The organism is Mesorhizobium sp. M4B.F.Ca.ET.017.02.2.1 (assembly GCF_003998955.1).
Taxonomy (GTDB): domain Bacteria; phylum Pseudomonadota; class Alphaproteobacteria; order Rhizobiales; family Rhizobiaceae; genus Mesorhizobium; species Mesorhizobium abyssinicae.
In genome coordinates, this window is the sequence record NZ_RZOF01000155.1 from 1 (window position 1) to 13,396 (window position 13,396).

At 64.4% G+C, this 13,396-nt stretch carries 10 protein-coding genes; 4 read left to right on the forward strand and 6 right to left on the reverse strand.

What is annotated here, in order from left to right; all coding sequences use genetic code 11:
* Positions 1-120 precede the first annotated feature (120 nt).
* Positions 121-1,041, reverse strand: a complete 921-nt coding sequence (locus EN738_RS18905; protein ID WP_127285023.1) for a DMT family transporter — start codon at positions 1,039-1,041, stop codon at positions 121-123.
* 217 nt (positions 1,042-1,258) lie between these two features.
* Here EN738_RS18905 and EN738_RS18910 point away from each other — a divergent pair, with 217 nt between their 5' ends.
* Complete coding sequence (locus EN738_RS18910; RefSeq protein WP_127285024.1) at positions 1,259-2,479, forward strand: alanine racemase; 1,221 nt, start codon at positions 1,259-1,261, stop codon at positions 2,477-2,479.
* 145 nt (positions 2,480-2,624) lie between these two features.
* Here the strand turns inward: EN738_RS18910 and EN738_RS18915 are convergent, their stop codons facing one another.
* Entirely contained in the window at positions 2,625-3,803 is a 1,179-nt protein-coding gene (locus tag EN738_RS18915) for a lytic murein transglycosylase (protein ID WP_127285025.1), read from the reverse strand.
* A gap of 179 nt (positions 3,804-3,982) precedes the next feature.
* Positions 3,983-4,777 (reverse strand): GH25 family lysozyme, encoded by a 795-nt coding sequence (locus EN738_RS18920; RefSeq protein ID WP_127285026.1) that lies wholly within the window; start codon positions 4,775-4,777, stop codon positions 3,983-3,985.
* A 223-nt stretch (positions 4,778-5,000) separates the two neighbouring features.
* Here EN738_RS18920 and EN738_RS18925 point away from each other — a divergent pair, with 223 nt between their 5' ends.
* Positions 5,001-6,380 carry a serine hydrolase gene (locus EN738_RS18925; protein WP_127285027.1) on the forward strand — a complete coding sequence of 460 codons (1,380 nt, stop codon included), beginning with the start codon at positions 5,001-5,003 and terminating at the stop codon, positions 6,378-6,380.
* Here EN738_RS18925 and EN738_RS18930 read toward each other — a convergent pair whose 3' ends face one another.
* From EN738_RS18930 to EN738_RS18940, 3 genes are all read right to left on the reverse strand, one after another.
* Positions 6,381-7,046 carry a class I SAM-dependent methyltransferase gene (locus tag EN738_RS18930; RefSeq protein ID WP_127285028.1) on the reverse strand — a complete coding sequence of 222 codons (666 nt, stop codon included), beginning with the start codon at positions 7,044-7,046 and terminating at the stop codon, positions 6,381-6,383.
* Positions 7,046-8,287: a DUF3419 family protein gene (locus EN738_RS18935; RefSeq protein ID WP_245494574.1), complete on the reverse strand. Its 1,242-nt coding sequence runs from the start codon at positions 8,285-8,287 to the stop codon at positions 7,046-7,048. Before EN738_RS18935 ends, EN738_RS18930 begins: the two co-directional genes overlap by 1 nt.
* Positions 8,288-8,597: 310 nt before the next feature.
* Entirely contained in the window at positions 8,598-12,209 is a 3,612-nt protein-coding gene (locus tag EN738_RS18940; protein WP_127285030.1) for a hydantoinase B/oxoprolinase family protein, read from the reverse strand.
* Between the two features lie 189 nt (positions 12,210-12,398).
* On the opposite strand from EN738_RS18940, the gene EN738_RS18945 reads away from it, so the two are divergent.
* A complete protein-coding gene (locus EN738_RS18945) occupies positions 12,399-12,599 on the forward strand; it encodes a hypothetical protein (protein WP_127285031.1) in 201 nt (66 codons plus the stop codon).
* 145 nt (positions 12,600-12,744) lie between these two features.
* Positions 12,745-13,396: DnaJ family molecular chaperone (locus tag EN738_RS18950; RefSeq protein ID WP_145966876.1), on the forward strand; the 652-nt coding region annotated here is incomplete at its 3' end.

Sequence of the window (13,396 nt, forward strand, 5' to 3'; positions counted from 1 at the left end):
GGCAGCGCTACCAGGGTCGACTCGGACGGCCTTGCAGCATCGACGTCCGGTAGGAATGCGCGATGCGGGAGTCAATCAAAGGATCTAGATCGCCGTTTCGTTCTAACGAACAACGCGCCTTCAGCGTTGGCCGAACAAGCGCCCGTCTATGGTGATCAGGCCAAGTCCGATCAATGCCATGCCGCCCATTTCGAACAATTCGAGTCGCTCGCCAAGGAACAGGAAGCCGAGCAGCATGGCGCTGACCGGCACGATGAGCGTGACAAGCGAGGCGTTGGTGGCGCCGGCCGGGGCGACGAGGTTGAAATAGAGAATGTAGGCGAAGGCGGTTGAGAGCAGAGCCAGCCCCAGCACCGCCGCCCAGACTGGCGGCGAGGCCGAGAACAGACCGGCAGGGCCATGGGCGATGAGCACGACCGGGATCATGATGATGGTTGAGGCGGTCAATTGTCCGGTGGCGATCACCGGCGAGGGCACGCCCTTGAAGCGACGGGCAATCATCAGCGCGACGGCGTAGGAAAGCGAGGCGCCGATCAGCGCGAACTTCGCCCAGACCGGACCGCCAAGCCCGGCGAGCAGGCCGGGACCGATCATCACCGCCGTGCCGGCAATGCCGAGCGCAATGCCGGCAAGCTTGTTCCAGGACAGTTTCTCGTCCGATGTCAGCGCATTGGCGAGGACCAAAGTCCAGAACGGCGTGGTGGCGTTGAGTACCGAGGCGATGCCGGCGCCAAGTTCTGTCTGGCCGGCGAAGATCAGTGAGAAGGGGACGACGTTGTTGGCGAGCGCCAGCAGGAAGAACAGGCCTGCATGCGGGAAGGCGAGGCGGAACGAAGGGCCGCGCACGGCGAGATAGAGCTGGAGCGCTGTCGCCGCGATGGCGACGCGAAACAGCACCAGAACAAGGGGCGAAAGCTCCGAGACGGCAATGCGGGCGAAGAAGAACGAACCGCCCCAGATCGCGCCGAGCAAAAGCAACTGTCCCCAGTCAGCGAGCGTCATCGGGCCGCGTGCCGTGGCGGTGGCTGCTGCTGTTGCCATATGCCTGTCCTCCCGGACCGTCGGAATGCCGATCCTGTCGAATGTCCTTCAAGCCATATGCGGTTCCGAAGCAAGGGCCACCCGAAACCTGACGGCTGGCCTAGCTCCTCCCGCAATAGGCGTAACCCGGCAGCGGTAACAAACCGAGACACAGAATTGTTTTCTTTAGCCGCTAGCTTGGATTAATTGTGCGCAGCCTAGTTCGAAGGATTCGTCCATGCAGCGATTCGAGAATGCCCGCGAGGCGGCGTTGGCGCTTCGTCCGGACGATCCCGTCTATTGCTTTCGCCCTCAGGTGTTGAAGGCCGACGCCCTGCAGTTCATGGGCATGTTTCCCGGCAAGACGGCCTATGCGGTCAAGACCAATGGCGAGCAGATCGTGCTGAAGGCGCTGGTCGAGGCCGGCGTCACCGCTTTCGACGTGGCTTCGCCCGGCGAGTTCGCCGCCGTGCGTGCCGTCTCGCCCGATGCCGAGATGCTCTACATGCATCCGATCAAGGCGCAGTCGGACATCAAGCTGGCGCTGGAGAAATACGGCATTCGCGTCATCTCGCTCGACCATGAGGACGAGATCACCAAGCTGACCAGGGTGGTGCGCGCGCTCGACATCGATCCCGGCGCAATCACCGTCTTCGTGCGCATCCAGACGAAGGGGTCGGCGGCCTACGAACTGTCGAAGAAGTTCGGCGCCGGTCCGGCCTATGCGGTAGAACTCGCCGAGAGGCTCAACCGCACCGGCTACAAGGTCGGCCTCTGCTTCCATGTCGGCAGCCAGATCGAGGATCCCGACACCTATGAGCGGGCGCTGGCCTCGGCCGACTGGGTGCGCAACCGGCTGACCTTCGACATTGCCGGGCTCGATGTCGGTGGCGGCTTTCCGGCCGAGTATGGCCATGATCCCAACCGCAAGCAGGTCGAAATGCCATCGCTCGGCCAGATCATGTCGCGGCTGTCGGGCGACATCAAGGAATACCAGTTCGACCAGATGCCGCTGGTAGCGGAGCCGGGACGGGTGATCGTGGCGCGCTGCCTGTCGCTGATCGTGCGCGTGCTCTTGCGCAAGGGCAAGCGGCTCTACATCAATGACGGCATCTGGGCGTCGCTGTCGGATTCATGGACCGGCAAGATCACGCTGCCGGCGCGTTTCATTCCGGACCCCGCGATCCGTTCGCGCAATGGCGAGGAGAACAACATCGTGCCGTTCAAGGTCTGCGGCGCGACCTGCGATTCCGTCGATATTCTGTCCAGGCCGTTCTGGCTGCCGGAGACGGTCGACACCGGCGACTGGATCGAGATCGGCCATATCGGCGCCTACTCGCTGTCGCTGAGGACACGCTTCAACGGCTTCTTCCCCGACACTTTCGTCGAGGTGACGACACCGTTCGACGAGGGCGACGCGCCGCAGGGATTTGCGAGTTTGGAGACAATGGCGAGTTAGGCGGTAGGCAGTAGGCAGTAGGCAGTAGGCAGTAGGCAGTAGGCAGTAGGCAGTAGGCAGTAGGCAGTAGGCAGTAGGCAGTAGGAGGTTCTCCAGTCTCTGCTTCAGTTCCTATTGCCTATTGCCTACTGCCTAATCCCTCATCTTACAGTCTCGCCAGAAGCTCCGGCGTCGGCCAGCCGTCCACCGGCAGGCCAAGCCGCATTTGCTCCTTGCGGATTGCCTCGCGGGTGTTGGTGCCAAGGATGCCGTCGACGGTGCCGACGTCATAGCCCTTGGCTTCAAGCTTCGTCTGCAGCGCCTTCATCTGATCGCCGCTGAGGCCGGGTTCGGGATTGCGTGGATTGAGCTGCGGGGCGCCCGCCAGCCGGGCGGCGAGGTTGGCCGCGGTCAGCGCGTAGGTGAAGGACTGGTTCCATTCGAGATAGACATCGAAATTGTCGTAGGTGAGGAAGGCCGGTCCCTTGCGGCCCATCGGCAGGGCCAGCCCGGCCTTAAGGCCATTGTCGACAAGCGGGGAGCCGTCCGGGTTGGTGACGCCCCATTGCGTCCATTGCGATAAAGGCAGCTTGTTGGTGCGGCCGGTCTGGTCCCACGGCATGTCGTCGGGCGCCCGGACTTCCTCGATCCAGGGCTGGTCGCGCTTCCAGCCGCGCGACAGCACCTTGTTGGCCGTGGTCATGATCACGTCCGGCACGCTGTGACGCAGGTCGACGATGCCGTCGCCGTCGCCGTCGACACCGCGGGCAAGGTAGTCGGTCGGCAGGATCTGCGTCTGGCCGATCTCGCCGGCCCAGGCGCCGGTCACGTCGGCCGGCAGCACGCCGCGATCGATCAGCGTCAGCAAAGGCACGAGCTGGGGTCGGAAAAGCTGCGGCCGGCGGCAGTCATGCGAGAGCGTCACCAGCGCGCTCAGCGTGTGGAAATCGCCCTGGACGGCGCCGAAGTCGGTCTCGAGCGCCCAGAAGGCGGCGATGACGGGCGCCTGGACGCCGAATTCCTGGTCGGCGCGCGCGAAGACGTCGGTGTATTTCTTCAGATTGGCCGCGCCCTGCTTCAGGCGGTAGGTCGAGATCATGCGGTTGGAGAATTCGGTGAAGGTCTGGGTGAAGACGCCCTGGGCGCGGTCGCGCGCCAGGACCTTGTCGTCGAGGCTCGCCTGTTCCAGCGCATCGAGGCCGACAGCGCCGACGCCGGCCGCCTTGGCTTCCGCCGCCACGCCCTGTTTCCAGGTGTTGAAATCGTCCCCGCACTCCTGCGCCGCCGCCGGCCAGGCAAGAGCGCCGACAACCAGCGCCGCCAAGATTTCAACACGCAATCGCATCGCTTCCCTTTCGAAGCCGGCGCACGCCCCGCCGAACCCGAACCGGTTCTGGCCAGGACCATGCGTGAATTCAAAGCTCAGGAGCGTCCTCGGGCACCCGCCTGGTACGCCGCTCCGGACTGCCAGCAGCTCAATACATCGCCGCTGGTCGTGTCGAAAAGCAGGCAGGACGGCTTATGTCAACGGGTGTTCTGCCGCAGCCACCTGTTCCAGGCGGCTTCCGAGCCGTTGAAAACGTTGATATCGGATTTGCCGGTCATGCCCGGAACGATGCCGGTTCCGGTATATTGCCAGAAGGTGAAGGGGTGGCTGCCGTACTTCTGGCGCGGATGGCCGGCGACCGAGCGCAGCCAGTAAGGGTAGCCGCGGAAGTTCGCCAGGCCGTTGTCGTCGAAGAAGTCGATCGAGGTGTAGATGATCGGCTTCTTGCCGTAGTGCCGCTCGACCATTTCGAGGAAAGTCGTCATTTCCGCGCGCACGGTGGCCGGGTCGGGACGCAGCCGGCAGGTCGGCGATTTCGGGTTCCATTCCATGTCCAGCACCGGCGGCATCGCGGAACGGTCTTTCGGGACATTGGCGATGAACCAGCGCGCCTGGGTGGCGGCGGGCGTGCAGAAATAGAAGAAATGATAGGCGGCGCGCGGAATCGCCGAGGCCTTGGTGCGCGCCCAATGCTCGTTGAAATACTCGTCGAAGCGGTCGCCGCCTTCGGTCGCCTTGATGAACGCGAAGGAAATGCCGCTCGCCTTGGCCGCCGGCCAGTCCACGGATGTCTGGTATTTGGAAACATCGGTGCCGTGGATGGCGTAGTTCCACGGCGCGCCGCTGTCCCACTCGTGCGGCTTGGAGTCCTCGAAGCGCGGCGCGCGCACCGCAACCATCGGACTGCTCGAGGACATCACCGGCGTGAGGTCGTCGACGGTCGAGCAGGCGCCCAGCAGCGTCAGCATGATGAGAGCCGCAAGACGGCGCATCGCTACTCCTGAGCCGGGTTCAGCCGGCCGCTGATGGGTCGTTGCAGATGGCCCCCTTTGTCAGGCCCGCCGGACGATCGCCCCACAGGATCGTCCAGCCCTCTCCGTTGATCGCCGATCATGGTTGATATTCGGTTGACGGCGCTCGACAACAGCCGCGATTTTGAGGCAGCAATGGCGGCAAATCGATGGCATAAATCGGGCGCCACACGCAGGGGGTGAGATGCGGATCGTTGTCAAGATCGTTAAATGGCTGCTCGGCCTGATCGTGCTGGCGATAGGCGCGCTGGTCGCCTGGCTCTATGTCGCGCCACCCGAATTGATCCGCGTCGGTTCCGGCTATTCGGCCAAGATCGTGTGCTCGAACGTCTTCATCGCCGGGCGCGACGCCAACGAGGTGCTGGCCGTCGACGTCCAGGCGCCGGGCCATCCGCTGCTCAGGCTGATGAAGGTGTCCATCGACAAGGAACGCGGCATGGTGTCGGCAGGCCTGTTCGGCGTGCTCGGCAAAAGTGTGGCCGTCGCGCGCGACGGACTGGGCTGCGCTACGGTCCCGGACGGCAACACCGGCAAGGCGAGGCAGACGGCGATCTACGCCGAGCCGGCCGCTACCAGGCAGGATGCGCTGTGGCCGGAGGGTGAGCGGGTGGACGCCTCGCAGAATCCAGAAATCGCGAAGATCGTCGACGACGGGGCCATGGCCGGCGCCGGCATGCGCGCCGTGGTGGTGGTGAAGAACGGCCATATCGTCGCCGAGCGCTATGGCGAGGGCTTTTCGGCAAAGACGCCGCTGCTCGGCTGGTCGATGACCAAGACGGTCAATGCCGCGATCGTCGGCACGCTGGTCAAGGACGGCAAGATGGCGATCGACAACAAGGGCCTGTTCGCGCCGTGGAAGGCGGACGGCCGCGCCGCCATCAGCCTCGCCGACCTGATGGCGATGTCGAGCGGGCTGGAGTTCAACGAGGATTACGGCGACGTCGCCGATGTGACGCGCATGCTCTATCTCGAACCCGACATGGCCGGCTTCGCCGAAGCCAAGCCGCTGACCGGCGAGGTCGGCAAGGTGTTTTCCTATTCGAGCGGCACGGCGGTGATGCTGTCGCGGCTGTGGCAGGACGCCGTCGGCGACAAGGCGAAGGCGCTAATCTGGCCGCGGAAGGCGCTGTTCGAGCCGATCGGCATGCACAGCGCCGTGCTCGAGACCGACGAGCAGGGCAGCTTTGTCGGCTCGTCCTATCTCTACGCCACGGCGCAGGACTGGGCGCGCTTCGGCCAGTTCCTGCTGCAGGGCGGGGCCTGGAACGGCAATCAGCTGCTGCCCGCCGGCTTCGTCGACTGGATGCGGGAGCCGGCGGCGGCCTCCAAGGTCTACGGCAAGGGCCAGGTGTGGATCGAAGGGCCGGGCGATGAGGAGAACCCCGGAGCCGGCGCCGCGGCCGGCCTGCCCAAGGACACCTATTGGATGGAGGGGCATGACGGACAGACAGTCGCCATCATCCCATCGGAGCAGTTGGTGGTGGTGCGGCTTGGCCTGACGCCGGCTAAGCTTGGCTATCGACCGCAGGCGATGCTGGGAGCGTTGGTCAAGGCGCTGCACTGACTACTTGGCTGCGCCGATCACCCCAAGCCAGGCGTAGCCGCGATAAAGCGTTCTGAAATGGAAGCTTGCGCCGGTTCGCCGAGATTCCGATTCCAGGACCTCGCGCAGCGATTCACGCGGCGTCACGTGGAATTTCTTGAGCCAGCCGCGCAGCAGCGCGCGGAACCAGCGCGGCAGGCCTTCCTGCTGGCCGAAATCGACGACATGCAGCGAACCGCCGGGCGCAAGCGCGGCGAGCGCCTCGGAAATCGTCTTTTCCCAGCCGGGGATCATCGACAGTGAATAGGACACGAAGACGCGGTCGAAACGCGCGACGCCAAACAGCGCGCCGGCGTCGAAATCGGTGGCGTCGCCGCGCGCCAGCGCGACGCGGTCGGACAGGTTTTCGCGAGCGATGGCCGCGCTCGCCGTCTCCAGCATTTCCGCCGAAATATCGAGGCCGAAGAAGCGCGCCTCGGGATAGCGGCGGGCCGCGAGGATGATGTTGCGGCCCGTGCCGCAGCCGAGCTCGAGCACTGTGCCGCCTTGCGGCACGTCCAGCCCTGATATCAGCCGGTCGCGGCCGAGCAGATAGTATTTGCGGGTGAGGTCATAGATGTGGCGCTGCCAGCGATAGACACCGTCCATCAGCTCGGCATGGCTGGCGGGCAGTTCAGTGGTGCTCATCAGCGCTTCACATAGAGGTGGAAGCCGCCATAAATGGCCGAACGGTCGCGCGCCGAGAAGTCGCGCGAGGCCTCGGCCTCGTAGCTCCACTGGCCAAGCAGCGAGTTGGAGACGCGACCGGGCAGCAGGCTGGGCTCGGCCGCCGTGCGGAAGATGACACGGGCGCCGGCCGATGCCGTGCGGGTGATCTCCGCCCACAGCGCGTTGAGCTGGTCGTCGGTCATCCAGTCCTGCGCGTCGAGCAGGATGAAGCGGTCGACCGCGCCCGCATCCTTGCCGGCGAGGAACTCGATCAGGTTGGTGTGGTTGATGGCGACGCGGTCGATGTTGTCGCGGATCACCTTGTAATTGCGCTTCTCCAGATAGGCGGGGAGTGCTGCCTCGCCGGGCTCGGGATAGCGGCGGGCAAAGGCCTGCCAGGCGAAATAATTGGTGTTCAGCGGGAAATCGCAGGCGAGCTTTTCCAGCCTGGCCTTGAGCACGCTCGCCATCGTGCCGTCGCCCGAGGTGATCAGCGAATCGTACTGCGCCGGCGGAATGCCGAGACCGAACAGCGACGCCTTGCGCGACGTCGCCCATTTCAGCAGCGGCTTTTCGAAAACCGGCGCCAGCTCCTCGTTGAAGAAGCGGCGCTGCTCGCCGATGTTGCCGGCCTGCATGATGCCCGCGGGGTCGACGCCAAAGAACTTGCCGACGCGATGGCCCATGGCGATGAACAGGCCGAGCAGGCCGGTCTGGTAGAAATTGCGGTCGAAGACCTCGATGCGCCGGCGGCCGCGCCAGTTACGGCGCTCCCAGTAGTGGCGGCTGACCGGATCGAGATGCGGGGCGATGAAGCGGTCGTAGGCTTCCGAATTGTGGCTGGTGTCGGTGGCGCCGAAGAAGCGGAACAGGTCGCCCTGCGAGGGCAGGCGGCGCACCGCCTCGAGCTTCATGCGGTTCAGCGCGATATGGGCGGCGTTGAGGTCGACGGCGTCGATCCGTTCGGGCGAGCGGGTGAGATAGGCGAGGATGTTGCAGCCGCCCGAGGCGATGGTGACGATGCGGTGGCCGGCGCCGAGCTGCATGGCCTCCATGTCGACATCGGGGTCTTCCCAGATCTGCGGATAGACGAGGCCGGAAAACAGGAAGGCGAAGAGCCGCTCCGACATGCCGGCCTTCGACAGCGGGCGGTTCTGATAGACGGCTTTTCCAACTTCCTTGCCGCGACGAAAAACCAGATCTCCGGAAACGTCCGTCATGGCAAGGTGATTCCCCGTTTGCATTGGCGCAAGCGGGTAGCGCAGCGTTATGACAGGCCGGTGACAGACGGAGGCCTCGATAATTCTACTGCGGCGGTCATCTGACGCGACTTTCTGCGCTTACTACAGCGCCGCGCGTCCACAAGGACGCGCAAAGGACGCTGTAGCATCTTTGTTTGCGCATGATCCTTTCCGAAATCGATTTCGATTTCGGGGTCATGCGCGAAGCTCACGGACTTCAATGTCCGCTCCGCTCGGGTTCTCGAAAGCCACGCCACCTGACTTGCCGTGGCGAGTTCTCGAAGCCTCCTTATGCCTTGCCGAACCCTCCAGGCGTCGGCGTGGTGACGATGACGGCCTCGCCGGCGTCGAGCACGGTCTGGTCACAGGCCTTCAGCACGTCGACAGCGCCGCTGTTGCGACGGACCTTGGTCGAGCCCGCTTCGCCATCGCCGCCGCCGTCCAGGCCCTGCGGCGGCCGGTTGCGGTGTGAGGACAGGATCGCGCATTCCATCTTTTCAAGGAAACGGATGGTGCGCTTAGTGCCGTCGCCGGCATCCCACTTGCCCTTGCCGCCGGAGCCTTCGCGGATGTGGAAATCTTCGAGCAGCACGGGGAAGCGCAATTCCAGCACTTCCGGGTCGGTGAGGCGGGAGTTCGTCATATGGGTATGGACGCCGGAGGTGCCGGCAAAGCCGCGGCCGGAGTTCATCCGCCCGGCGGGCGAGCCCGAACAGATCGTCTCGTAATACTGGTACTGCTTGTTGCCGAAGGTGAGGTTGTTCATCGTCCCTTGCGCATTGGCTATCGCGCCCATGGCGCCGAACAGCGCATTGGTCACATGCTGCGAGGTCTCGACATTGCCGGCGACGACGGCCGCCGGATAGGCGGGCTTCAGCATGCAGCCATCGGGGATGACGATGTTGATCGGCCTGAGGCACCCCGCATTCATCGGGATCATGTCCTCGACCATGACGCGGAAGGCATAGAGCACGGCGGCGCGCGCGACGGGTTCCGGCGCGTTGAAATTGTTCTTCATGACCGGCGAGGTGCCAGTGAAGTCGACGATCGCCTCGCGCTTTTCCCGGTCGACCGAGATCCTGACCTTGATCACCTGACCGGTGTCGGTCGGATATTCATACTCGGAGGTGTCGGGCAGCCGTTCCAGCACGCGACGCACGCTTTCGGCGGCGTTGTCCTGGACGTGGCCCATATAGGCCTCGACGACATCGAGACCGAAATGCGCGACCATCTTGCGCAATTCGGCCACGCCCTTCTCGTTGGCGGCGATCTGCGCCTTGAGGTCGGCGATGTTCTGGTGCGGATTGCGCGCCGGGTAGGGGTGGTCGGTGAGCAGCGTCTCCAGTTCCTTCTCGCGGAACCGGCCGCGATCGACGATGCGGAAATTGTCAAACAGCACGCCTTCCTCGTCGACCGTGGTGGCCAAAGGCGTCATCGATCCGGGTGCGGTGCCGCCGACATCGGCGTGGTGGCCGCGCGAGGCCGCCCAGAACAGGATCTCCTTGCGCGCGTCATCGAACACCGGCGTCACCACGGTGATGTCGGGCAGGTGCGTGCCGCCATTGTAGGGCGCGTTGAGGGCGAAGACGTCGCCCGGATGGATGTCGCCGGAATTGAGGCGAATGATGGTCTCGACCGAGCGGTCCATGGAGCCGAGATGCACCGGCATGTGCGGCGCATTGGCGACCAGCGCGCCATGGCGGTCGAACACGGCGCAGGAGAAATCCAGCCGCTCCTTGATGTTGACCGAATAGGCGGTGTTCTGCAGCGTCACGCCCATCTGCTCGGCGATCGACATGAAGAGGTTGTTGAAGACCTCCAGCATGACCGGATCGGCTTCGGTGCCGAGCGCCGCCTGGCGGCGTTTCTTCTCGGTCCGTCGCAACAGCACATGGTTCCTGGCGGTGATCTCGGCCCGCCAGCCCGGCTCCACGACGATCGTCTGGTTGGGCTCGATGGTCAGCGCAGGGCCAGCGACCCAGTTTCCGGGGGCGAGCGCCTCGCGGTGAAAGATGCCCGCCTCTCGCCATTCGCCTTCGGTGAAGATTTTGCGAGTCCTGGAAGGACTTGCGGCCAGATCCTCTGTTGTCGATTCAGTTTCATCACGGCCACCCCCGCCGGTATCGGTGCCTTCGACGCCGACGGTCTCGACGATCATTGGCTTGTCGTCATAGACGAATCCGAACTGCGCCTTGTGGGCAGCTTCGAAATCGCGTCTGGCCTGGAAGATCGAACCGTCCACGAAGTTCACCGGCAGCGCTGTGTCGGTGCCGTCATAGCGGATCTGCAGCACCGGCCGGGAGGCGACGGCGCCCTCGGCGATGCCTTGTGCCGCGAGCTCGGCGATGACGGCTTTCCTCAAGGTCGCGATGAGCGCGTCGATCTCCGTCCTGGATTCGTCGGCGAGCGGCTTGAGCAGCGCCTGCTGGCGCGAGGCAAAGACCGACGACAGGCCGATGCCATAGGCCGAAAGCAGGCCGGAGAAGGGATGGATCAGCACCGCTTCCATGCCGAGCGCATCGGCGACCAGGCAAGCATGCTGGCCGCCGGCGCCGCCAAAGCAGTTCAAGAGATATTCGGTGACGTCATAGCCGCGCTGCACCGAGATCTTCTTGATGGCGTTGGCCATGTTCTCGACGGCGATTGTGACGAAGCCTTCGGCGACAGCTTCCGGCGTGCGGCCATCGCCGATCTCGGCGGCAAGCGCGGTGAATTTATCGCGCACGGTGTCGACGTCGAGCGGCTGGTCCTGGCCGGGACCGAAGATCGCCGGGAAGAAATCGGGCTGCAGCTTGCCAAGCATGACATTGGCGTCGGTCACGGCGAGCGGGCCGCCGCGCCGGTAAGCGGCAGGGCCGGGATTGGCGCCTGCGGAATCCGGACCGGCGCGGAAGCGGCCGGCCTCATAATGCAGGATCGAGCCACCGCCCGCGGCAACGGTATGGATGCGCATCATCGGCGCGCGGATGCGCACGCCGGCGACCTCGGTGTCGAAGGCGCGCTCATATTCGCCGTCATAGTGGGCGACGTCGGTCGAGGTGCCGCCCATGTCGAAGCCGATGACTTTGCCGAAGCCGGCGAGCTTCGCCGTCTCGACCATGCCGACGACGCCGCCGGCTGGGCCGGACAACAGCGCGTCCTTGCCCTGGAACATGTCGGCGGCGGTGAGGCCGCCTGACGACATCATGAACATCAGGCGGGGGCCGGCGCCCAATTCCCCTGCCACCCTTTGCACGTAGCGCGACAGGATCGGCGACAGATAGGCATCGACCACGGTGGTGTCGCCGCGGCCGACCAGCTTGATCAGCGGCGACACTTCGTGGCTGACCGAGACCTGGCCGAAGCCGAGGTTGCGACAGACTTTCGCGACGGCCTTCTCGTGGTCCGGATATTTCCAGGCATGCATGAAGACGATGGCGACCGCATCGATGCCGTCGGCCCTGGCCTGTTCGATTGCCGGGCGGCAGGCTGCAATGTCGAGCAGGCGTTCGACGCGGCCGTCGGCGCGCACGCGCTCGTCGATCTCGATGACGCGCTCATAGAGCTGCTCGGGCAGCATGATCTCCTTGGCGAAGATATCCGGACGCGCCTGATAGGCGATGCGAAGCGCGTCGCGAAAACCCTTGCTGATGAGCAGGAGCACTCGGTCGCCCTTGCGCTCCAGCAGCGCATTGGTGGCGACAGTGGTGCCCATCTTGATGTCGCCGATCAGGCCTGACGGAATGGCGGCGCCGGATTTCAGCCCAAGCAGGTCGCGAATGCCCTGGATGGCGGCGTCTGCATAGGCTTCGGGATTTTCGGACAGCAGCTTGCGGGGGTGCAACCCGCCTTGCGGGTCGCGGCCGATGACGTCGGTGAAAGTGCCGCCGCGGTCGATCCAGAAATCCCACTTTTCAGTCATCGCGGCTCCCGGCATTTTCCCTGCGCAATCTGGTGCTTGGCCTGTCCTGTTAGTGTGCAATGCTGCGGCCGGCAACCGCCCGGATGATGTTACATGCGGAAATGCAACGTTACGAAACTCCAGGCCGGCTGATGCATTTCCCCTTCGACTGCTCACCACAATGTGAGCGTCAGGTGAAGGAGAGATATCATGAACAAGCTCATTCTGGCGTCCCTTTCGGCGCTAGCGTTGCTTGGGGTTGCGGCGTGCAGCGACAGCGGCACCGACAACACCACCACCCAGAGCACCAATCCGCCGGCCGCCGAGGAACCGATGAAGCCGGCGGCTCCGGCTGCTCCTGACGCAACGAAGCCTGCCGAGCCGGCTCCGGCAACACCCCCTGCGCAGTAATCTGATGCGTTGACGAAGAAGGCCGGCTTCACGCCGGCCTTCTCTTTTCGAATCGGGCGCCTTGTTGGGCGCCGTCGTCAAATCGGTTGGGCCTGCGGCACTGTCTTCGCTTGATAGCGGCGGCCGGTTCGCACTAAGAAGCCTCATGTCGATTTGGGACCGCCTTGGCGACTTCATCGCTCGTGTCACGGCTTCAACGTCATCGGGTGTCGCCGATGTCGTCGAAGCCGTGCGGACGGTTTTCTCCGGAGATGCCGATCTGCGCCGCCGCGTCGCTTTTTCGGTGGCGATGATCGCGCTCTCGGCCAAGATGGCCAAGGCCGACGGCGTGGTCACCCAGGATGAGGTGCGCGCCTTCCAGGAAATATTCGAGGTGCCGCCGAAAGAGACACGGAACGTGGCGCGGCTCTATGACCTGGCCAAGCGCGACGTGGCCGGTTTCGAGATCTACGCGCAGCGCATGGCGCAGCTTTGCGGTTCCGGCCATACGAACTGCATGATGCTGGAGGACATACTCGACGGCCTGTTCCACATCGCCAAGGCCGATGGATTGATCCATGAGCGCGAAGGCCAGTTCCTGCACCGCATCGCCGAGATTTTCCGTATCGACGAGGCGCATTACCAGAGCATCCTGGCTAGGCACGTCAATCTCGGCGCCGGCGACCCCTATGTCGTGCTCGGCATCGAACGGGGAAAGCCCTTCGATGAGGTCAGGAAGCGCTACCGCAAGCTGGTCTCGGACAATCATCCCGACCGGCTGATCGCGCGCGGCCTGCCGCAAGAGTTCATCAAGATCG